The 21,495-nt window shown below is 72.2% G+C and carries 19 protein-coding genes; 6 read left to right on the forward strand and 13 right to left on the reverse strand.

The annotated features are described in order from the left end of the window. Nucleotides 1-64 precede the first annotated feature (64 nt). Complete coding sequence (locus tag ACF08W_RS32265; RefSeq protein WP_352275500.1) at nucleotides 65-1,645, reverse strand: MDR family MFS transporter; 1,581 nt, start codon at nucleotides 1,643-1,645, stop codon at nucleotides 65-67. A gap of 141 nt (nucleotides 1,646-1,786) precedes the next feature. Between ACF08W_RS32265 and ACF08W_RS32270 the strand changes: the two genes are divergently transcribed. Next, a complete protein-coding gene (locus tag ACF08W_RS32270) occupies nucleotides 1,787-2,401 on the forward strand; it encodes a TetR/AcrR family transcriptional regulator (protein WP_392281476.1) in 615 nt (204 codons plus the stop codon). A gap of 10 nt (nucleotides 2,402-2,411) precedes the next feature. Here ACF08W_RS32270 and ACF08W_RS32275 read toward each other — a convergent pair whose 3' ends face one another. Continuing rightward, a complete protein-coding gene (locus ACF08W_RS32275; RefSeq protein WP_352275503.1) occupies nucleotides 2,412-3,113 on the reverse strand; it encodes a M23 family metallopeptidase in 702 nt (233 codons plus the stop codon). 344 nt (nucleotides 3,114-3,457) lie between these two features. On the opposite strand from ACF08W_RS32275, the gene ACF08W_RS32280 reads away from it, so the two are divergent. Both ACF08W_RS32280 and ACF08W_RS32285 read left to right on the forward strand, forming a co-directional pair. Further along, the gene (locus tag ACF08W_RS32280) at nucleotides 3,458-3,805 is read left to right on the forward strand and encodes a trypco2 family protein (protein ID WP_392281477.1); all 348 of its coding nucleotides are present in this window, start codon (nucleotides 3,458-3,460) and stop codon (nucleotides 3,803-3,805) included. Then, on the forward strand, nucleotides 3,802-6,966 hold the full coding sequence (locus ACF08W_RS32285) for an NACHT domain-containing protein (RefSeq protein WP_392281478.1): 3,165 nt from the start codon (nucleotides 3,802-3,804) through the stop codon (nucleotides 6,964-6,966). The genes ACF08W_RS32280 and ACF08W_RS32285 overlap by 4 nt, the downstream gene beginning before the upstream one ends. 124 nt (nucleotides 6,967-7,090) lie before the next feature. Here the strand turns inward: ACF08W_RS32285 and ACF08W_RS32290 are convergent, their stop codons facing one another. Further along, on the reverse strand, nucleotides 7,091-9,619 hold the full coding sequence (locus ACF08W_RS32290) for an ATP-dependent Clp protease ATP-binding subunit (protein ID WP_352275506.1): 2,529 nt from the start codon (nucleotides 9,617-9,619) through the stop codon (nucleotides 7,091-7,093). A 428-nt stretch (nucleotides 9,620-10,047) separates the two neighbouring features. On the opposite strand from ACF08W_RS32290, the gene ACF08W_RS32295 reads away from it, so the two are divergent. Continuing rightward, nucleotides 10,048-10,653 (forward strand): SCO3374 family protein, encoded by a 606-nt coding sequence (locus ACF08W_RS32295; RefSeq protein WP_392281479.1) that lies wholly within the window; start codon nucleotides 10,048-10,050, stop codon nucleotides 10,651-10,653. Here the strand turns inward: ACF08W_RS32295 and ACF08W_RS32300 are convergent. The 10 genes from ACF08W_RS32300 to ACF08W_RS32345 form a co-directional block, all read right to left on the reverse strand. Continuing rightward, the gene (locus ACF08W_RS32300; RefSeq protein WP_352275508.1) at nucleotides 10,632-10,952 is read right to left on the reverse strand and encodes an Lsr2 family protein; all 321 of its coding nucleotides are present in this window, start codon (nucleotides 10,950-10,952) and stop codon (nucleotides 10,632-10,634) included. The two genes, ACF08W_RS32295 and ACF08W_RS32300, sit on opposite strands and share 22 nt — an antisense overlap. Nucleotides 10,953-11,109: 157 nt before the next feature. Further along, nucleotides 11,110-11,667, reverse strand: a complete 558-nt coding sequence (locus ACF08W_RS32305; protein WP_385203836.1) for an amino-acid N-acetyltransferase — start codon at nucleotides 11,665-11,667, stop codon at nucleotides 11,110-11,112. A 9-nt stretch (nucleotides 11,668-11,676) separates the two neighbouring features. Then, a complete protein-coding gene (locus ACF08W_RS32310; RefSeq protein WP_392281480.1) occupies nucleotides 11,677-12,183 on the reverse strand; it encodes a BlaI/MecI/CopY family transcriptional regulator in 507 nt (168 codons plus the stop codon). Between the two features lie 113 nt (nucleotides 12,184-12,296). Continuing rightward, the gene (locus tag ACF08W_RS32315) at nucleotides 12,297-12,476 is read right to left on the reverse strand and encodes a hypothetical protein (protein ID WP_352275513.1); all 180 of its coding nucleotides are present in this window, start codon (nucleotides 12,474-12,476) and stop codon (nucleotides 12,297-12,299) included. 75 nt (nucleotides 12,477-12,551) lie between these two features. Beyond that, nucleotides 12,552-13,112 carry a hypothetical protein gene (locus tag ACF08W_RS32320; protein WP_385203945.1) on the reverse strand — a complete coding sequence of 187 codons (561 nt, stop codon included), beginning with the start codon at nucleotides 13,110-13,112 and terminating at the stop codon, nucleotides 12,552-12,554. Between the two features lie 138 nt (nucleotides 13,113-13,250). Then, nucleotides 13,251-14,048 (reverse strand): type III pantothenate kinase, encoded by a 798-nt coding sequence (locus tag ACF08W_RS32325; protein WP_352275514.1) that lies wholly within the window; start codon nucleotides 14,046-14,048, stop codon nucleotides 13,251-13,253. After that, nucleotides 14,048-15,100 (reverse strand): carboxylating nicotinate-nucleotide diphosphorylase, encoded by a 1,053-nt coding sequence (gene nadC / locus ACF08W_RS32330; RefSeq protein WP_352275516.1) that lies wholly within the window; start codon nucleotides 15,098-15,100, stop codon nucleotides 14,048-14,050. Before nadC ends, ACF08W_RS32325 begins: the two co-directional genes overlap by 1 nt. Continuing rightward, nucleotides 15,097-16,845 (reverse strand): L-aspartate oxidase, encoded by a 1,749-nt coding sequence (locus ACF08W_RS32335; RefSeq protein WP_392281481.1) that lies wholly within the window; start codon nucleotides 16,843-16,845, stop codon nucleotides 15,097-15,099. Before ACF08W_RS32335 ends, nadC begins: the two co-directional genes overlap by 4 nt. After that, on the reverse strand, nucleotides 16,842-17,903 hold the full coding sequence (panC, locus tag ACF08W_RS32340) for a pantoate--beta-alanine ligase (RefSeq protein WP_392281482.1): 1,062 nt from the start codon (nucleotides 17,901-17,903) through the stop codon (nucleotides 16,842-16,844). The genes ACF08W_RS32335 and panC overlap by 4 nt, the downstream gene beginning before the upstream one ends. After that, nucleotides 17,900-18,916: a Rossmann-like and DUF2520 domain-containing protein gene (locus ACF08W_RS32345; RefSeq protein ID WP_392281483.1), complete on the reverse strand. Its 1,017-nt coding sequence runs from the start codon at nucleotides 18,914-18,916 to the stop codon at nucleotides 17,900-17,902. The genes panC and ACF08W_RS32345 overlap by 4 nt, the downstream gene beginning before the upstream one ends. A 180-nt stretch (nucleotides 18,917-19,096) precedes the next feature. Here ACF08W_RS32345 and ACF08W_RS32350 point away from each other — a divergent pair, with 180 nt between their 5' ends. Next, complete coding sequence (locus tag ACF08W_RS32350; RefSeq protein ID WP_392281484.1) at nucleotides 19,097-20,305, forward strand: threonine aldolase family protein; 1,209 nt, start codon at nucleotides 19,097-19,099, stop codon at nucleotides 20,303-20,305. An 85-nt stretch (nucleotides 20,306-20,390) separates the two neighbouring features. After that, nucleotides 20,391-21,491, forward strand: a complete 1,101-nt coding sequence (locus ACF08W_RS32355) for a DUF5937 family protein (RefSeq protein ID WP_392281497.1) — start codon at nucleotides 20,391-20,393, stop codon at nucleotides 21,489-21,491. Nucleotides 21,492-21,495: the final 4 nt, after the last annotated feature.

Below are 21,495 nucleotides of genomic sequence, written 5' to 3' on the forward strand. Positions count from 1 at the left end.
GGCCTGCGCCCGGGAGCCTCCCGTTCCGTCGTTCCGTACGTCCGCTCCGTACCCGCGGAGGGTTTCAGACGGCCTCGGCGACCGGCTTGGGCGCCGGGCCCGAACCGCGCAGCGGCACTTCCTTGACGAAGACCGAGGACACCAGCGCGATCACCGCGACCGAGGCGCCCACCAGGAACGCGATGTGCGTCCCCGAGGCCACCGCGAACTGGTACGCCTCGCGCGCCGCGTCCGGCAGCTTCGCCAGGCTCGCCGCGTCCAGCTGCGCGGACCTCGCGGTCGCCGCCCCGCCGCCGCGGGCCAGCATCTCGTCCTGCACCCGCCCGGTGAAGAGCGCGCCCATGATCGCGACGCCGAAGGAGCTGCCGAGCGTGCGGAAGAGGGTGGTCGAGGAGGAGGCGGCGCCCATGTCCTTCAGCTCCACGCTGTTCTGCGCGACGAGCATGGTGATCTGCATCAGGAAGCCCATCCCCGCGCCGAGCACCGCCATGTAGACGCCGGAGGTGAGCCGGGTGGTGTCGACGTCCATCCGGGACAGCAGGTAGAGGCCGCTCACCATCAGCACGGAGCCCAGGATCGGGAAGATCTTGTACTTGCCGGTGCTGGTGGTGACCCGTCCGGCGACGAGCGAGACGACCATCATCGACAGCAGCATCGGCAGGAGCAGCACACCGGAGTTGGTCGCCGAGGCACCCTGGACGGACTGCTGGTACAGGGGCAGGAAGAGCACCGCGCCGAACATCACGAAGCCGGTCATGAAGCCGATGACGGACATCAGGGTGAAGTTGCGGTTGCGGAAGATGTGCAGCGGGATGATCGGCTGCGCCGCCTTCGTCTCGACGAAGACGAAGGCCACGAGGGCGACGACCCCGATCGCGACGAGCTCCATGATCACGGTGGAGGTCCAGGCGTACTCCGAGCCGCCCCAGGTCGTGACCAGCACGATCGAGGTGATGCCGAGGGTGAGCAGCCCGGCGCCGAGGTAGTCGATCCGGCCCTTGCCGCCCTCGCGCCGGGGCAGGTGCAGGACCATGGTGACCATGGCGAGGGCGACCGCGCCCAGCGGCAGGTTGATGTAGAAGCTCCAGCGCCAGCCGAGGTGGTCGGTGATGGTGCCGCCGACCAGCGGTCCGCCGATCATGGCGATGGCCATGACACCGGCCATCATGCCCTGGTACCTGCCGCGCTCGCGGGGCGGGACGAGGTCGCCGATGATCGCCATGACGCCGACCATCAGACCGCCGGCGCCGAGCCCCTGAACCGCCCGGAAGCCGATCAGCTGGCCCATGTCCTGGGCCATTCCGCTCAGCACCGAGCCGATCAGGAAGATCACTATGGACGTGAGGAAGATGCCCTTGCGCCCGTACATGTCGCCGAGCTTGCCCCAGATGGGCGTGGAGGCCGCGGTGGCCAGGGTGTAGGCGGTGACGACCCAGGAGAGGTGCTCCAGACCGCCGAGGTCGCCGACGATCGTCGGCATGGCCGTGCCGACGATCAGGTTGTCCAGCATGGCGAGCAGCATCGTGATCATCAGGGCGAGGATCACCACCCGGACGCTGCGCTGCGGCACCCCGGGCTCCGCGGCCGGCCGCTCCGCGGCGGCCGCTTCCCCGCCCCCGCCTGGCGCTTTCTTCAGATCGGTCATCGTTCCCACTCCCCCGGCCCCGCCGTACGGACCCGTTCCCCTGCCTGAGCCGGAGGACTTACTTGCCGCCCGGCTAGTAACTACACTGGGGAAGGTAGACCCCTAACTAGCCGGGCGTCAAGTAAGTTTTGAGGAGCTCTCATGGGCCGCACACCGCAGCAGCGCCGTGGCAACACGCGCCAGCGCATTCAGGACGTCGCCCTGGAGCTCTTCGCCGAGCAGGGCTACGAGAAGACCTCGCTCCGCGAGATCGCCGAGCGGCTGGACGTCACCAAGGCGGCGCTGTACTACCACTTCAAGACCAAGGAAGACATCCTGGTCGGCATCTTCGAGGACCTGAACCGTCCGGTGGAGGAGCTGGTCGCCTGGGGCCAGGAGCAGCCGCGCACGCTGGAGACGAAGAAGGAGCTCCTGCACCGCTACAGCGAGGCGCTGGTCGAGGCCGCCCCGCTCTTCCGCTTCATGCAGGAGAACCAGGCGGCCGTCCGCGACCTCAGCATCGGTGTGACGATCAAGGAGCGCGTGATCGCCCTGGTGGGGCTGCTCCAGGAGCCGGACGCCTCACTGGCCGACCAGGTGCGCTGCTTCACCGCGCTCGTCGCCTCGCACGCGGGGATGTTCGCCCTCAAGGACGCCGAGGGCGACCCCGAGGAGAAGCGCAAGGCCGTCCTGGAGGTCGCCATCGAACTGATCACCCAGGCGCACACGGGCGCGGGTGCGGGAGCGGATAGGGGTACCGACGCCCCGGAGTCGTGACGCGGTCCGGTCAGACGCGCACGCCCTCGCGGTGCAGGAAGTGGACCGGGTTGACCGCCGAGCCGTAGTCGGCGGTGTGCCGGATCTCGAAGTGCAGGTGCGGGCCGCTGGAGTTCCCGGTGTTGCCGGAGAGCGCGATCCGCTCACCGGTCCGCACGGCGTCGCCGATCCGCACGTCGATCCGCGACAGGTGGGCGTACTGGGAGTACGTGCCGTTGGAGTGCTTGATCACGACGGCGTTGCCGTACGCGGGGCCGTCGCCGCCGCCGTTCGGGCCGGCCTTCACGACGACGCCGCTGTGCGCGGCCTCGACCCTGGTGCCGATCGGCACGGCGAAGTCCTGGCCGGAGTGCTTGTGGGCCCAGCGGCTGCCGTCGTTGCCGTAGCTCGCGCTCAGCTCGTAACGGTTCACCGGGGCGGACCAGCCGTGCGCCTTCTTGATGGCGGCCTTCTTCGCGGCGGCCGCCTTCTTGGCCGACGCGGCCTTCTTCGCGGCGAGCTTGCCCTGGACGGCGGCCTGCTCGGTGATCGACCGGGCCGCGCCGGCACCGGTCAGATGGTCCACACCGCTCGGGGCCCCCGCCGAACCGGCCGCGAACGCAGCGCCCGCGCCGAGAACCATCGACGCACCGAGACCGGCCGCCATCAGGGCGCCGCGGGTACGGGACAGGGACGGGCGGCGGGAGTGCTGGAACGAAACGCGCTTCGACATATGCGGAGAACCTCCGTAGATGACTGGACCCGGCGCTCGACCGGGCTGGCCATCCCTTGGTAACCCGCATCCCAGCCGGGGTTCAAACCCCCCATCTACGAACAAAAGCCGTATCCGACACCTCGGGAATTCGCCGGGCTTCCCACCGCCGCGACCACGGCCGGGCCCGCCGGGACACCGTTCCGGGCCGTCCGGCGATCACCCGCTCCGCCTCCCCTATCGCCCCTAGTAGGCCCGGAACGGGCTGTGCGGCTTGTCACCGCGGGCAGGCCGGAACCGACCCCCTTCCGGGACCTTCGGCCCTAAGGTGACGGGACCACAGCGAACTCCGGGGGGACGGGGACATGGGCAGCGACATGGACGGCATCGAGCTCGCCGACGCCGTCGAATCGATCCGCGACCAGCTCATCGACGCCGCGGGCCGCGCCACCGGCAGCCCGCTGGCCTTCGAGGTCGGCGACATCCAGATGGAGTTCACCCTCGAACTCCGCAAGGAGATCAAGGGCGGCGGCCGGGTGAAGGCATGGGTGGTCGACGCGGGCGCCGACGCCTCCCGCGCGACCGGCCGCACCCACAAGGTCGCCTTCACGCTGAAGCCGCGTACCGCCGCGACCGGCGGGGCCTGGGAGATCAGCGACGACGACCCGGGCAGCACGGCCCACTTCGGCGGCGGTGGGACGCCCCGGCCGTGACCGTCGCGGAGCGCACGGTCGTCGTCACCGCGGCCGCCCAGGGCAGCGGTGTCCTGCTCACCGACCGCCTCGTCCTGACCTGCGCCCATGTCGTCCAGCGCGGTCCCGCCCTGGTCGCCCACCCGCTCCGGACCGGGCCCACCCCCGCGAAGGTCGCCTGGATGGACCACGACCTCGACGCCGCGCTCCTGGTCACCACCGACCCGCTCGGCCCGGACACCCCGGCACGGCTCGGCCTCCTCCACTCCGAGCACGCCGTCCCCGGCTGCGAGATCACCGGCTTCCCGCACGTCCAGCGGTACGGGCACGAGGGGCACCTGGAGTCCGACCAGTACACCGCCACCGCCCTGCCGACCGCCGGACAGGCGCGCGGGCTGCTCGTCTGCGAGCTGGACGGCCCGCCCCCGGCCGACGACGCCCGGGTGTCGGCGCTGCGTGGACTGTCGGGCGGCCCCGTCTTCGCCGGTGACGTCCTCATCGGCATCGCCCGGCAGGTCCCCCAGGGGCGCGCGGGCCGCCGCGTGGAGTGCGTACCGCTCGCCCCGCTGCTCGCCGCGAAACCGTTCCGGCTGGTCTACGAGCAGAACGGCCCGCCCCTGCGCCACGAGCCGGTACGCGGCCACTTCCCCCGGGACGCCTGGTACGAGAAGGACTACGCGGCGGCGCTCGGGGCCGCGTACCGCCGGACGAAGATCTTCGGCCTCGACGAGCTGGGCCGACGCGACTCCGAATGGGACCTGGACACCGCGTACCTGAGCCTGGAGGCCCAGCAGCAACCCGACCGGAGCGGACTCGGACCGTCCACCCCCGGCCCGGCCCGGCGGATCGAGGCCCTCCTCCCCGACCGGCACCGGGTCCTGCTGCGCGGCGACGCGGGCGCGGGCAAGACCACGCTGCTGTGGTGGCTGGCCGCGCACGCCGCGTCCGGCACCCTGAGCACGGAGCTGGGCGCGCTCAACGGGCTGGTCCCGTTCGTCGTCCCGCTGCGCACCCTGCGCGCCGAGGGCGGCACCTTCCCCTCCCCCGCACAGCTGCCCGACGCGGCCCGGCTGGTGGTCGACCGAGCCCCCGAGGGCTGGGTGGGCCGGGTGCTGGAGTCCGGCCGGGGGCTGCTGCTGGTCGACGGACTGGACGAGGTGCCGGGCGACGACCGCGAGCAGGCCCACCAGTGGCTCTCCCGGCTCCTGGACCGCTACCCGGACACCCGCTGCGTCGTCACGGTGCGCCCGCTCGCCGTCGAGTCCGGCTGGCTGGACGGCCAGGGCTTCGAGGAGCTGCGGCTGCTGCCGATGAGGGACCAGGACATCGAGGCGTTCGTCGCCGCCTGGCACCGGGCCGCCCGGCTGGACGACGACGACCACGAGACGCTCGGCATGCTGGAGCGGGACCTCGTCCAGCAGTTCGCCCAGAACCGCATCCTGCGCGACCTCGCCCGCACCCCGCTGCTCTGCGCCGTGATCTGCGCCCTGCACCGCCGCCGCCAGGGCCTCCTCCCGGAGACCCGCTGGAGCCTCTACGCGTCCGCCCTCACCATGCTCCTCGGCGACCGCGACAAGCAGCGCCGGATCGACGCACCCGAGGGCATCACGATGAGCCCGGCGGAGCAGGCCCAGCTCCTCCAGCGCATCGCGATCTGGCTGGTCCGGGGCAATCAGTCGGAGCTGGACCGCGCCTCCGCCCTGCGCCAGCTGGAACGCGCCCTGCCCGGCATGGCGCGGCTGAGCTCCCAGGGCTCGTCCGACACGATCCTGAACCACCTGCTCAACCGCAGCGGGGTCCTTCAGGAGCGCGCCGAGGACACCTACCAGTTCGCCCACCGCACCTTCCAGGACTTCCTGGCCGCGAAGGAGTTCGTCGAGGGCGACCAGCTGCACGAACTCCTCACCCGGGCCGGCTCCCAGAACTGGTACGACGTCATCCTGCTCGCCGCCGGCCACTGCGACCGCCGGGACCACCCCGTCCTGGTCAACGGCCTCCTCGACCACGTCCCAGGCCCGGCCGACACCGCCACCCGGGACGAGATCGTCGTCCTGGCGGCCCTCTGCGCCCAGCACGCCACCTGGCTCGACGAACCGACCCGGGAGCGGGTCCACGCGGCCGTGTCGGCGCTCTTCCCACCGGACGACTACACGGCCGTCAAGGTGCTCGCCCGCCTCGGCCCGGCCGCCCTGGCCCACCTGCCGGACCCGGCCCGGGTGACCGACGAGGAGGAGATCAACCTGCTCACCGAGCTGATCAGCGAGATCGGCGGGGCCGAGGCCGTACCGCACGCCCGTCGCTGGGCCCTCGCCCACCCGGAGCTCGAACTCGTCCTCACGGCCAACTGGGACCGGTACCCGATACACCCGTACGCCCGGGAGGTCCTCTCCGTCTTCGACCTGCCGCACAGATCCCTGGTCCTCAACACCGAGGAGAAGCTGGCGGCCCTGCGCCATCTGCCGTCCGTCAGAAGCCCGTTGATCACGGGGGAGCACCCGGCCACCACCCTCGACACCGCCCTCCGCGGTGGTCCGTGGACCGCCGTGGAGATCCAGGAGAACCCCGGACCGGCCGACCTCTCGTTCCTGACGGACTGCACCGCGCTCGAATCCGTGTCGCTGAACCAGTGCCCCGCCGTCCAGGACCTCGGCGCGCTCGTCGGACTCCCCTCGCTGAGGTCGGTCGAGCTCGACATGACCCATCTCCCCAGCGCCGCGCTGGCCGCCACGGCTTCCCGGGAACTGCACTCCCTGCAGCTGAACCACCTGAGCGCCGACCGGCTCTCCCAGGTCCCGGCCCACCCCCGGCTGACCCTGCTGGGCATCCACCAGGTGGCCCTCTTCGAGATCGACTCGCTCGACGGCTGGACCGGTTTGCGACGGCTGGAACTATGGGCTCCCACCCCGGTCCGCCCGCTGCTCGCCGCCCTCCGAAAGGCTCCGCAGGTCGCCCATCTCTCCCTGTTCCTGCCGTCCGCCACGGAATTCACCGCGGAACAGCCCGTGCCCTTCCTGGAGAGTCTGGAACTCAACCAGGGCGACGACACACTCGGGCTGGAGGCGATCCCCCGGGCCTTCCCCGCGCTGAAGCAGCTCCTGCTCGTCTCGCCCGGCCACATCGGCGGTGGCGATCTCTCCCTGCTCCGGACGGCGCTGCCCGACTGCCAGATCACCGCGATCTGACACCGCCGCCCCCGGAAGAGCCCCGGGCGCCCCGCACAACGGAAAAGGCCCGGGCCCCGGACCGTTGCACACGGTCCGGGGCCCGGGCCCCTGCTTGCTTCCGCTCAGGCGCTCAGCGGCGGCCTCACACGTCCTTCGACATGTTCGGACCCGCGCCACCCGCGGCCTGCTCGATCGGCGGGACGTCGGGCAGAGCCGTCTTCTCCTCGCCGCGGAAGGTGAACGCCTTCTCGTCGCCCTCGCCCTCCGTGCCGACGACCACGATGTGACCGGGGCGCAGCTCGCCGAAGAGGATCTTCTCCGAGAGGATGTCCTCGATCTCGCGCTGGATCGTCCGGCGCAGCGGCCGGGCGCCCATCACGGGGTCGTAGCCCTTCTTGGCGAGGAGCGTCTTGGCCTCCGCGCTGAGCTCGATGCCCATGTCGCGGTCCTTCAGGCGCTCGTCCACCTTGGCGATCATCAGGTCGACGATCTGGATGATGTCTTCCTGGCTGAGCTGGTGGAAGACGACCGTGTCGTCGACACGGTTGAGGAACTCGGGCCGGAAGTGCTGCTTCAGCTCTTCGTTGACCTTGTTCTTCATCCGCTCGTAGCCGGTCTTGACGTCGCCCTGAGCGGCGAAGCCCAGGTTGAAGCCCTTCGAGATGTCCCGCGTACCGAGGTTGGTCGTCATGATGATGACCGTGTTCTTGAAGTCCACGACCCGGCCCTGGGAGTCGGTCAGACGACCGTCCTCCAGAATCTGGAGCAGGGAATTGAAGATATCCGGGTGGGCCTTCTCGACCTCGTCGAAGAGGACGACGGAGAACGGCTTGCGGCGCACCTTCTCGGTGAGCTGACCGCCCTCTTCGTAACCCACGTAGCCGGGGGGCGAACCGAAGAGACGGGAAACCGTGTGCTTCTCGCTGAACTCCGACATGTCGAGGGAGATCAGCGCGTCCTCGTCGCCGAAGAGGAATTCGGCGAGCGTCTTGGAGAGCTCGGTCTTACCGACACCGGACGGACCGGCGAAGATGAACGAGCCACCGGGGCGCTTCGGGTCCTTCAGACCGGCCCGCGTACGGCGGATCGCCTGCGAGAGGGCCTTGATGGCGTCCTTCTGCCCGATGACGCGCTTGTGCAGCTCGTCCTCCATGCGGAGCAGGCGGGAGGACTCCTCCTCGGTCAGCTTGAAGACCGGGATGCCCGTCGCGGTGGCGAGGACCTCGGCGATCAGCTCGCCGTCGACCTCGGCCACGACGTCCATGTCGCCGGCCTTCCACTCCTTCTCGCGCTTGGTCTTCGCGGCGAGGAGCTGCTTCTCCTTGTCACGGAGGGAAGCGGCCTTCTCGAAGTCCTGCGAGTCGATCGCGGACTCCTTGTCGCGGCGGACGCCGGCGATCTTCTCGTCGAACTCGCGGAGGTCCGGCGGCGCGGTCATCCGGCGGATGCGCATCCGGGAACCGGCCTCGTCGATCAGGTCGATCGCCTTGTCCGGCAGGAAGCGGTCGGAGATGTACCGGTCGGCCAGCGTCGCGGCCTGGACCAGCGCCTCGTCCGTGATGGAGACGCGGTGGTGGGCCTCGTAGCGGTCGCGCAGACCCTTGAGGATCTCGATGGTGTGCGGCAGCGACGGCTCGGCGACCTGGATAGGCTGGAAGCGGCGCTCCAGCGCGGCGTCCTTCTCCAGGTGCTTGCGGTACTCGTCGAGCGTGGTGGCACCGATGGTCTGGAGCTCACCGCGGGCCAGCATCGGCTTCAGGATGGAGGCGGCGTCGATCGCGCCCTCGGCGGCGCCCGCACCCACCAGGGTGTGGAGCTCGTCGATGAACAGGATGATGTCGCCGCGGGTGCGGATCTCCTTGAGGACCTTCTTCAGGCGCTCCTCGAAGTCACCGCGGTAGCGGGAGCCGGCGACCAGCGCGCCGAGGTCGAGGGTGTAGAGGTGCTTGTCCTTGAGGGTCTCGGGCACCTCGCCCTTGACGATGGCCTGCGCCAGGCCCTCGACGACCGCCGTCTTGCCGACGCCGGGCTCGCCGATGAGGACCGGGTTGTTCTTGGTACGGCGGGACAGCACCTGCATGACCCGCTCGATCTCCTTCTCGCGCCCGATGACCGGGTCGAGCTTGGACTCGCGGGCCGCCTGGGTGAGATTCCGGCCGAACTGGTCGAGCACCAGGGACGTGGAGGGGGTGCCTTCCGCGGGGCCGCCCGCGGTCGCCGCCTCCTTGCTGCCCGAGTACCCGGAGAGCAGCTGGATGACCTGCTGCCGCACCCGGTTCAGGTCGGCGCCCAGCTTCACGAGGACCTGGGCGGCGACGCCCTCGCCCTCGCGGATCAGGCCGAGCAGGATGTGCTCGGTGCCGATGTAGTTGTGGCCGAGCTGGAGGGCCTCGCGGAGCGACAGCTCCAGGACCTTCTTGGCCCGGGGCGTGAAGGGGATGTGCCCGGACGGGGCCTGCTGGCCCTGGCCGATGATCTCCTCCACCTGCTGGCGGACCGCCTCGAGCGAAATCCCGAGGCTCTCCAGGGCCTTAGCGGCGACACCCTCACCCTCGTGGATAAGGCCCAGGAGGATGTGCTCGGTGCCGATGTAGTTGTGGTTGAGCATCCGGGCTTCTTCCTGAGCCAGGACGACAACCCGCCGCGCGCGGTCGGTGAACCTCTCGAACATCGTTAATCGCTCCTCAGAGCGGTCAGGCAGTTAGGGGTCGGTCCCCTCCCTGTCCTTCCGCAGCTTAGTCCCGCAAGCGGGGACCGCTCATTCCAACTGCCGACACCGTCCTTGGCCTCCTGCCCCGAACGCTGACAACTTCTCCAACCCGATGGTGCGAGACGATGTTCCCGCAGGCCAGGCAGATACCCCTTTCACCACTACGCCGATGGCGAACGGGAGATGCCCGAACCTGCGTGTCGCCCCTTCCCACTAGGGATGTCCTACCCGCAATTACAGACAGTCCATGCGGCGCACGCCGGTTCCCTCCGCTACGGGCGAACACATTGGCGCTCCCGAATGCGCCCCTACGCCCCCATCACGGACACAACGCGCACCCGTTCGCCGACTCTGCGTAACCCACCGGCCGACGGGTGCGTTCATCCGGCATGGTCATCACCCTTCCCACCTCCGCACCGACCACCGATCGCGAGCAGGAGGGCCACGAGGGCGCCCGCTGGGCGCGGTGGTACGAACGCGAGCTCGGCTGGGCGACGGTGGGCACCGCGCCGGTGCGGCTGCTGACCGGGCTGGAGTTCGACGTGCTCCAGGTCCCCGCGGCCGCCGGTCGCGCGGCGCTGCGGCGGCTGGGCCGCACCGGGCCCGTGGCGCTGTCGGGGGCGCGGATGGGGCTGCTGGTCGCGGCGGGGAGCGCCGAGGAGCTTCCCGGCCTGCTCGACTGGCTGGAGTGGCGGGGGGTGGCCCTCTCCCTGACCGCCATCGGCGCGGGCGGCCGGATCACCGCACCGGTGCCGCCCGGACGGACGGCGGGCACGCCGGGGGCCGCCACCTGGCTGCGGCCCCCCGGACCGCGGCACGAGGGGGGTACGGCGCTCCCGGCCCTCACCGGCCTCGGGAACGGGGACGGGGCTGCCCCCGATCTCGTACGGCTGGTGGACGCGGTGGCGACGGAATGCCACCGGGCCCGTTTGACGCATACCCGAACGGGGTCGTCGGCGACCGTGCCGACGACTCAGCCGTTGGCCTTCCGGTAAGCCTCACGGATCTCGGCGGGAACACGGCCGCGGTCATTCACATTGTGGCCGTTCTCGCGGGCCCACTTACGGATCTCGGCGGTGTCCTTGTTGCCACCGGTAACGGCGCGGCCCTTACCACGGCCGCCGGTGCGCCGGCCACTCTTGGTGTACGGCTCAAGAAGACCACGGAGCTTGTCCGCGTTGCTCGTCGTGAGGTCAATCTCGTACGTCTTGCCATCGAGAGCGAACGTGACCGTCTCGTCCGCCTCGCCGCCGTCGAGGTCATCGACAAGAAGGACCTGAACCTTCTGTGCCACTGGATTCCCTTTCATCGAAAATGCAGTACGCGGAAAGGAAACCGCTTTTCCCCGGAAAACACAAACCCCCGGGAGAGGTTCAGGATCAGGGGAACACGGGAAACGTGCGCGATTCGGACATAGGGTTCCGCCTTGTTCCGGCGGTCACGGATGCCGGTCACAGATGCAGAAGCATCCGGCTGTTGCCCAAGGTGTTCGGCTTCACTCGTTCGAGCCCCAGGAACTCCGCCACACCCTCGTCATAGGAACGCAGCAGCTCGCTGTAGACATCTCCGTCGACCGGTGTCTCCCCGATCTCCACGAAGCCGTGCTTCGCGAAGAAGTCCACTTCGAAGGTGAGACAGAAAACCCGCCGTACGCCCAGCCAACGGGCGGTCTGCAACAACTTGTCCAGCACCTGATGGCCGACTCCGGCGCCCCTGAGGGCGTGGTCGACGGCGAGAGTACGCACTTCGGCGAGGTCTTCCCACATCACGTGCAGGGCGCCGCAGCCGACGACCCGGGCGTCCTCGTCGCGTTCCGCGATCCAGAACTCCTGGATGTCCTCGTAAAGCGTCACGGTCGCTTTGTCGAGCAGGATGCCTTCGCGTACGTACCCGTCCAGGAGGCGGCGTACCGATGCCACATCACTGGTCCTGGCACGTCGGACCGTGATGGCCGTCTTTTTGGTCGGCGGTGCGGTACGGGATTCGGCGGGCGGAAGCTCTGAGGACATACCCCGACGCTATCGCCCGGCGTCCGGCGCCGCCCCATCGGCCGGTTCCCCGGGTTCTCCCCCGGACCGTTCCGCGTCCGCTTCCACAGGCGGTTCCCCGTCCGCTTCTCCGGGCCGTTCCCCGCCCGGCCCGTCCGGCGCGGCGCCCTCCGAGCGGCCGGGCCGAACGACCCGCATGGCGTCCCTGAGCGCTTCACGCTGCTCGGCGGACATCATCCCGAAGAAGGCGACAAGGGCGGCGGCGGGGTTGTCACTGCGGGACCATGCTTCGTTCATCAGCGCGGCCGAGTAGGCGGCACGTGTGGACACCGCCGTATATCTATATGCGCGGCCGTCCACTTCCCTGCGCACCCAGCCCTTCTGATGGAGATTGTCCATTACCGTCATGACGGTGGTGTAGGCGATGGAGCGTTCCTGCTGGAGGTCCTCAAGGACTTCCCGCACGGTGACCGGACGGTTCCATTGCCAGACCCGTGTCATCACGGCGTCTTCCAGATCTCCCAATTGACGGGGCACAACGCCACTTTAGTAGGAGATGGCCAAAATGCCCGGTTTATTCGCACAACAAAAGGGCGTACGGCTCCGGATGAGCCGTACGCCCTCGACGTACTGCGGGGATATGAGGCCGGTCAGGCGCCGTCGCTCCGCGGGGCCTGCTGCACCGACTCGGCACGGCCGAGCGCCAGGTCCACGGCCGCGTCCTCCTTGGCCTTGTTGGGACCGCCCTGGCTCTTGACGATCGTCACGACGAGGCCGATGAAGAAGGCGGCCATCACCACGGGGGGCAGGAGCGCGGATACGTAGTCCATGCCGTCCAGAGTAGCGAGACCGGTCCGGACGGCCGCGCCGCCCCTCGGCATTGCGGCCGTCCGGGTGCGCGACGGCTATCCGGCGACGCGCTGCTGCTGCGGCGGGGGCGCCGGGCGGCGGCGGGGCGGGAAGACCTCCGAGGGCTTCGGCGCGGGCCGGGCGGGCGGCCGGGCGGGGTCCTCCGGGGTCTTGGGCCGTTCGGGTTCCGCCACGGCCCCCCGGCCGCCCGGCAGCGCCAGGAGCCTGCTGCGGGGCGCGGGGGTGCGTGCGGTGAGGCGGGCCCGCACCGAGCGTTCCGCGAGCACCTGGCAGCGCACCAGGAGCGAGGCGGCCACCGGGCGGCGGCGGAGCCCCCGCAGCGCGGCGAGGTCCTCGGGGCGGGGGTCGTACCCGCCCGCGAGGGCGTCCTGGAGCAGCTCCAGATAGCCGCCGGCCGAACCGGGGAGGGCGTCGCGGTACCGGACGAGGTCGGCGAGGAGGAACGCGCGCAGTCGTCCCGCCTCCCCGGCCGCCTCGTCCACGGCGCCGGCCAGCCGCAGGCAGTCCCGGACGTCCTCGTCCGGCAGGGGCGTGGGGTGAAGGGCGGTGGCGAGAGCACGTCGGAGCACCCGCAGCTCGTCCGCGCTGAACGCCATGCCGCCGCGTGATCCGTAAGGCGTGGGCATGCCGCGACCATACGTGCTAAAGGGACAAAATCTGCTTAACCGGACAGTGGTGGCGCGGCGGCGTACCCGTGTCGCGGAGGCCGTTCCCGCAGGTACGCCGCCTGTCCGCTACAGCCGGGGCGCGTTCCGCTCGTACACCAGGCGCAGGCCGATCAGGGTGAGCCAGGGCTCGTGCTCGTCGATGACGGAGGACTCGCCCAACACCATCGGAGCAAGGCCGCCCGTCGCGATGACGGTGACGTCGTCCGGGTCGTCGGCCAGCTCCTTCTTCATCCGCGTGACGACGCCGTCGACCTGGCCGGCGAAGCCGTAGATGATGCCCGACTGCATCGCCTCGACCGTGTTCTTCCCGATCACGCTGCGCGGGCGGGCCAGCTCGATCTTGCGGAGCTGGGCGCCCCGGACGCCGAGCGCCTCGACCGAGATCTCGATGCCGGGGGCGATGACCCCGCCGGTGTACTCGCCCCGGGCGGAGACCGCGTCGAAGGTGGTGGCCGTGCCGAAGTCGACGACGATGGCCGGGCCGCCGTAGAGGTGGGCGGCGGCGGCCGCGTTGATGATGCGGTCCGTGCCGACCTCCTTCGGGTTGTCCATCAGGATCGGCACCCCCGTCCTGATGCCCGGCTCGACGAGCACGGCGGGGACGTCGCCGTAGTAGCGGCGGGTCACCTCGCGCAGCTCGTGCAGGACGGCCGGGACCGTGGAGCAGATCGCGATGCCCTCGATGCCGTCACCCAGCTCCATGCCGAGCAGCGGGTGCATCCCCATCAGGCCCTGGAGCAGCACGGCCAGCTCGTCGGCGGTGCGGCGCGGGTCGGTGGAGATCCGCCAGTGCTCGACGATCTCCTCGCCGTCGAACAGGCCGAGGACGGTGTGGGTGTTGCCGACGTCGATGGTGAGCAGCATCAGTCGTCCGCCCCGTCGGTGTCGGCGGTGTCGCGGAAGTCCAGGCCGATGTCGAGGATCGGCGAGGAGTGGGTGAGCGCGCCGACGGCCAGGTAGTCGACGCCCGCCTCGGCGTAGGCGCGGGCGGTGTCCAGGGAGAGCCGGCCGGAGGACTCCAGGACCGCGCGGCCGTCGGTCAGGGCGACCGCCTCGGCCGTCTGGAGCGGGGTGAAGTTGTCGAGCAGGATCAGGTCGGCGCCCGCGTCGAGGACCTCGCGGACCTGCTGGAGGGTGTCGACCTCGACCTCGATCGGAACGTCCGGGAAGACGTCCCGCACCCGCTTGAACGCCTCGGCGACCCCGCCGGCCGCGATGACGTGGTTGTCCTTGACCAGGGCCGCGTCCGAGAGCGACATCCGGTGGTTGACGCCGCCGCCGCAGCGCACCGCGTACTTCTCCATGGCGCGCAGGCCCGGGGTGGTCTTGCGGGTGTCGCGGACCTTGGCCTTCGTGCCGTCGAGGGCGTCGGCCCAGGCGCGGGTGGCGGTGGCGATGCCGGAGAGCCGGCACAGCAGGTTGAGTGCGCTGCGCTCGCCGGTGAGCAGGTCGCGGGTGCGGGTGGTGACGGTCAGCAGCTTCTGCCCGGCCTCGACCCGGTCGCCGTCCTCGACATGGCGCTCGACCTCGAACTCCTCGGTGCAGACGATGGACAGCACCGCCTCGGCGATCCGCAGCCCGGCCACCACGCCGCTCTCGCGGGCGGTGAAGTCGCCGGTGGCCATGGCGTCCTCGGGGACCGTGGCGACGGTGGTGACGTCCACCCCGCCGTCCAGGTCCTCCTCGATGGCGACGTGCGCGACGTCCTCCACCTGGACCGGGTCCAGGCCCGCCTCGGCGAGCAGCTGGGCGAGGGCGGGGTCGAGACCGCACTCCGGCGGGTCCATCTCGTAGAACTCGTCCCCGCCGCAGCCGCAGCCGTCCCCGCAGCCGCCCGCCGACGGGGCGGGCGCGCCGATCTGGATCAGCGGTACGTCCACGGGCTCGGGGCGCGGGTTCTCTTCGGGCGTGCTCACGGTCGGTGCTCCTCGGGGAGATCGGCGGGGTGGGTCGGGGATGCTGCCCCGAAGTCTGCTGCCCGCGCGGGGCCTACGGGGCCGAATGCCTCGGTCCGCGTCCGGTGGACGACCGGGCGGCGCTCCGGGGTGAGCCGGACCACGAGGTGGCGGCGCCATTCGGCGTCGTCGCGCTCGGGGCGGTCCTCGCGCCAGTGGCAGCCGCGGGTCTCCTCGCGCTGTTGGGCGGCGGCCACCAGGACGCGGGAGACCAGCAGCAGGTTGGTGGCCTCCCACGCCTCGACGCCGGGGACCGCGACCTTCGGCTCGTCGGCCGCGACGGCCCGGAGGGCGCTGCCGTGGAGCGCCTCCAGCCGCTCGGCGGCGGTGGCCAGGCTCTCGGCGGAGCGGAGGACCCCGGCGCCAAGGGTCATGACGCGCTGGATCGTGGCGCGGGCCTCCGGGGCGATCAGCGGGGAGGGGGCGGCGGCGGACGCGGTGACCGGGGCGCCCGCGCGGGGCCGGTCCGCGACGATGTCCGCCGCGATGCGCTCGGCGAAGACCAGGCCCTCCAGGAGGGAGTTGGACGCCAGCCGGTTCGCGCCGTGCACACCGGTGCAGGCAACCTCGCCGCAGGCGTACAGGCCGGGCACGGTCGTACGGCCGCGCAGGTCGGTGCGGACGCCGCCGGAGGCGTGGTGCGCGGCGGGGGCGACCGGGATCGGTTCGGTGACCGGGTCGATGCCGTGGGCGCGGCAGGCGGCCAGGATCGTGGGGAAGCGGTGCTCCCACATCTTGGCGCCGAAGTGGCGGGCGTCGAGGTACATGTGCTCGGTGCCGTGGAGCTCCATCCGGCGGGTGATGGCCTTGGCGACGATGTCGCGCGGGGCCAGCTCGGCCAGCTCGTGCTCGCCGAGCATGAAGCGGGTGCCGGAGGCGTCGACGAGATGGGCGCCCTCGCCCCGTACCGCCTCGGAGACCAGGGGCTGCTGGCCCTCGGCGTCGGCGCCGAGAAAGAGCACCGTCGGGTGGAACTGGACGAACTCCAGGTCGGAGACCTCCGCGCCGGCCCGCAGCGCGAGCGCCACGCCGTCGCCGGTGGAGACCGCCGGGTTGGTGGTGGCGGAGAAGACCTGGCCCATGCCGCCGGTGGCGAGGACCACCGCGGGGGCGTGCACCGCGCCGACGCCGTCGTGCTGGCCCTCGCCCATGACGTGCAGGGTCACGCCCGCGGTGCGGCCCTCGGCGTCGGTGAGGAGGTCCAGGACGAGCGCGTTCTCCACGGTGCGCAGGGCGGCCCCACGGACCGCTTCGACCAGGGCGCGGGATATCTCGGCGCCCGTCGCGTCGCCGCCCGCGTGGGCGATGCGGCGGCGGTGGTGGCCGCCCTCGCGGGTCAGCGCGATGTCACCGCCCTCCGCGGTGTCGAAGCGGGCGCCGGTCCCGATGAGCCTGCGGACCGCGTCCGGCCCCTCGGTGACCAGGGTCCGCACCGCGGCCTCGTCGCACAGGCCCGCGCCCGCGACCAGGGTGTCGTCGAGGTGCTGCTCGGGGGTGTCGCCCTCGCCGAGCGCGGCGGCGATGCCGCCCTGCGCCCAGCGGGTGGAGCCGTCGTCGAGCCGGGCCTTGGTGACGACCACGGTGGCGAGGCCCGCCGCGGCGCAGCGCAGCGCCGTGGTGAGTCCGGCCACGCCGGAGCCGACCACGACGACATCGGCCTCGATGGACCAGCCGGGGGCGGGGGCGGTCAGCCGTATTCCGGTCACGGGGTGGCTCCGAGGGTCAGCGGGATGTTGTCGATGAGGCGGGTGCGGCCGACCCGGGCGGCGACGGCGAGGAGGGCCTCGCCGGTGGTGCGGTCGTCGGGGATCTCGGTGAAGTCGGCCGGGTCCACCAGCGCCAGGTAGTCCAGGGCGAGCGGGGGCTGCGCGGCCGCCGCGTCGTCGAGGATCTGGCGGGCGGCGGTCCGCACCGCCGCCGCGGCCCCGTCCGGCCGGGCCAGGGCCACCGCCTGGGCGTCGGCGGCCAGGCGGGCCTCGCCGAGGGCGGTGAGCGCGGCGGCCCGGCCGGTGGTGGCCGAGGTGGCCGTGGCGCGGGCGTGCAGCGCCTGCTGGGCGGCGAGCCGGTCGCGGGCGGCGAACAGGGCCCGGGACAGGGCGAGGGCGGTGTGCCGCTCCGCCGGGTCCAGGAAGCGGTTGCGGCTGGAGAGCGCCAGTCCGTCCGGCTCGCGGACCGTCGCCACCCCGGCGATCTCCACCGGGAAGTTCAGGTCGCGGACCATGCGGCGGATCAGCGCGAGCTGCTGGGCGTCCTTCTGGCCGAAGAACGCGAGGTCCGGGCGGGTGAGGTGGAGGAGCTTGGCGACGACGGTGAGCATGCCGTCGAAGTGCCCGGGGCGCGAGGCGCCTTCGAGCCGCTCGCCCATGGGGCCGGCCGCGATCCTGACCTGCGGCTCGCCGCCCGGGTAGACCTCGTCGACGGACGGCGCGAAGACCGCGTCCGCCCCGGCGGCGCCCGCCACGGCGAGGTCGGCGTCGAGCGTACGGGGGTAGCGCTCCAGGTCGGCGGCCTCGCCGAACTGGAGCGGGTTGACGAAGACCGTCACGACGACCCGGCCGCCGGGGCCGACCGCCGCTCGGGCGGTGCGGATCAGGGTGGCGTGGCCCTCGTGCAGTGCGCCCATGGTCATGACGACGGCCCGGACGCCCTCCCGGGGCGCGAGGCCGGCCAGCTCGGCGGCGGTACGGAGCAGGGCGGCGGGCCCGGAGGTGCCAGTGGTACCAGCGGCGCCAGGGGTGCCAGGGGTGCCGGTGGGGTTGGTCATCGGGACTCCTCGGGTCCGGTGCCGGTGCCTGGATCGGTGCCCGGGTCCGTGCCCGGCGGGTTGGCGCCCGGGTCCGTACCGCGCGGGCCGGCGCCCGCTCCGGTGCCGTCGGCCAGGACGCCGAGCAGGTCCTCCGCCAGCTCCGGCTTGAGCAGGCCGTGGGCGAGGGCGCGGTCGGCGGTGGCGCGGGCCATCGCGACGTACCCGGCCACCGTCTGCGGGGCGTGGGTGCGCAGCTCGCCGATGTGCGCGGCGACCGTACCGGCGTCGCCGCGGGCCACCGGGCCGGTCAGCGCGGCGTCGCCGGAGCGCAGGGCGTTGTCGAGGGCGGCGCCCAGGAGCGGGCCGAGCATCCGGTCCGGGGCGCCCACCCCGGCCGTGCGCAGCAGCTCCATCGACTGTGCCACCAGCGTGACCAGGTGGTTCGCGCCGAGGGCGAGTGCCGCGTGGTAGAGCGGTCGGGCCTCCTCCGCGATCCACTCGGGCTCGCCGCCCATCTCGATGACGAGCGCCTCGGCGGCGAGCCGCAGCTCCTCGGGGGCGGTCACCCCGAAGGAGCAGCCGGCCAGCCGCTGGACGTCGACGGAGGTGCCGGTGAACGTCATCGCGGGGTGCAGGGCGAGCGGCAGGGCGCCGGCGCGCAGCGCCGGGTCCAGGACCCCGGCCCCGTACCGCCCGGAGGTGTGGACGAGGAGCTGCCCCGGCCGCACCGCCCCCGTCCCGGCCAGCCCCTCGACCAGGCCGGGCAGGGCGTCGTCCGGCACCGTCAGCAGCACCAGGTCGGCGCGGGCCAGGACCTCGGCGGGCGGCACCAGCGGTACGTCGGGGAGAAGGGCCGCGGCCCGGCGCACCGACGCGTCGGAGACACCGGAGACGGCGACCGGCCGGTGCCCGGCGAGCCGCAGGGACGCGGCGAGGGCGGGGCCGACCCGGCCCGCGCCCACGACGCCGACCGTCAGGCGGGCGGGGCGGTCCTTGGCTTCCAGGGGTTCGTGGGGGGCTGTTGCGTTCACTCGGCGAGGCCTTCCGTTCCAGTCCGCAGGGGGTACCGGACGATTTCTCTGCATGCTACGCCAGCGTTTCGCCCGCCTCCTCCGCCCGTCCACAGCCTGTGGACGAAAATCGGTGGATCGGAAAATCGGCTCGGAAAAAAGAGTTGAGGCCCACGGTGTGCGCTGCGTGATGATCGTCCCATGGCAGACATCACAGACACGGACGAGCGGCAGACGCCCCCGCAGCCGGGGAGCGGGACCGCGCAGGACGATCAGGACGCGCGGCGACGGCGCCGGGTCGCCGCCTGGCGGGCCGCCCGGCGGACCCTGACCAGGTCGCCCCTGGATCTCCCGCTCGGCGAGCGGCTCGCCGCCCTGGCGGCCGGGGCCGGCTCCGTCACCGACCCGGACGGCCCCACGGACATATACGGCGACGGGGTCGTCGCCGAGCTGGAGAAGCGGGTCGCGGCGCTGCTGGGCATGGAGGCCGCCGCGTTCTTCCCGACCGGGACGATGGCGCAGCAGGTCGCGCTGCGGTGCTGGGCAGGGCGGACCGGCAACGACGCGGTGGCCCTGCACCCCCTGGCCCACCCGGAGGTGCACGAGCGCGGGGCGCTGGGGGCGGTGAGCGGGCTGCGCACCGTGCACCCCACGGCCGAGCCCCGGCTGCCCACCGCGTCGGAGATCCGCGACTTCGAGGAGCCGTTCGGCACGCTGATGCTGGAGCTGCCGCTGCGCGACGCCGGATTCACCCTGCCGACCTGGCAGGAGCTCCAGGACGTGGTGGAGGCCGCGCGGGAACGGGACGCGGTGGTCCACTTCGACGGTGCCCGGCTCTGGGAGTGCGCCCCGCACTTCGGCCGGGAGCTGCCGGAGATCGCGGCGCTCGCGGACAGCGTGTACGTCTCGTTCTACAAGACCCTCGGCGGGCTGTCCGGGGCCGCCCTGGCAGGGCCGCGCACGCTGGTGGACGAGGCCCGCACCTGGCGCCACCGGTACGGCGGCCAGCTCTTCCAGCAGTTCCCCGCCGCGATCGGCGCCCTGATGGGCCTGGACCGGGCACTGCCCCAGCTCCCGGCGTACGTGGCACAGGCGAAGGTGGTCGCCGGGGCGCTGGCCGAGGGCTTCGCGGAGGCGGGCGCCGGCTGGTTCCGGGTCCATCCGGAGCCGCCGCACACGCACCAGTTCCAGGTGTGGCTGCCGTACCCGTCCGACGTCCTGGACGAGGCGGCCGTGCGGCTGGCCGAGGAGACCGGTGTGTGCCTCTTCCGCCGCTGGTGGCCCGCGCCCGCCGGACCGCCCGGGACCTCTTTCACCGAGGTCACGGTGGGACACGAGGGACTGGAGTGGAGCGCCGCGGACGTACGGGACGCCGTACGGGCGTTCCTGGAGCGGGTCGCCGCACCGTGACGTCCCGGAGCCGCCGCGCCGATTGACGGCCCCCGTCAACCGGCGCGGCGGTTCCACGCCCACCCCGCACCATGGAGGGGTGAGTGTGCACATCGACATCGCCGGGCTCGCCCCCGAACGGATCGTCTTCGAGACCTCCCCCCTCGCCGAGCTGGGGCTGGCCCTGCACGCCCTCTCCGAGCCGGGCCACCACCCGGGGCTGCACGGCTGGGCGACGGCCACCGCCAGCGCGCTCGACCCGGACCTCGCCGACCGGCTCCACGAGGCCGACTTCCTGTGGCGCCACACCTTCTCGGACATCTTCCTGCCGTTCGCCGGCATCCGGGACGGTTCCGTCCCCACGGGCGCGACCCTCGCCGACGACCTCGACATCCTCGACCGGCTGGACGACGAACGGTTCGCCGCCGCCGCCCTGGAGTTCACCTGCGCCGGGCTCTACGGGCTCGGCGCGCCCTCCCCGCTCGGCAACGCGAAGATGCACGCCCGCGCCCTGGAGATGGCCGCGGTGCACGGGCCCCGGCAGGTGGAGTTCACCCGGCGGCTGCTGGCCGACCCGGCGCCGGTGCGCGGCTGGGTGCGGCGGCTGTTCGAGGACTGCGACCGGGCGTTCTTCGCGGACACCTGGCAGCGCGTCCGGGTCCAGCTGGTCGCCGACGCCCGGCACAAGACCGACCTGCTGCGCCGGAAGGGGATCGGCGACGCGATGGCCGCGGTCTCCAGCGCGCTCAGCGTCGACGAGGCGTCCACCCGGATCAGCGCCGACAAGCTGAACGAGGGCCGCACCAGCGCGGTCGGCCCCGGGCTCACCCTCATCCCGTCCACCTTCGGCTGGCCGCACCTCAACCTGCTGCACGCGCCGGGCTGGCGCCCGGTGATCCACTACCCGGTGCACCGGCCGGATCTGCCCTCCCCCGCCTCCGTCGAGCTGCTCCAGCTGCGCATGGAGGCGCTGGCCCACCCGATGCGGATGCGGCTCTGCCGCCACCTCGCCCGCTCCGCCCACACCACCGGCCAGCTCGCCGACACCCACGGCATCACCGCGCCCGAGGTCTCCCGGCACCTGGCGGTGCTGAAGCGGGCGGGCCTGGTCACCACCCGGCGGCGCGGCCGGTACGTGCTGCACCAGCTGGACCTGACCTCGGTGGCCCGGCTGGGCAGCGACTTCCTGGAGGGCATCCTGCGCTGAGCCC

It is taken from the genome of Streptomyces sp. NPDC015144 (genome assembly GCF_043079735.1).
In the GTDB taxonomy this organism is placed as follows: domain Bacteria; phylum Actinomycetota; class Actinomycetes; order Streptomycetales; family Streptomycetaceae; genus Streptomyces.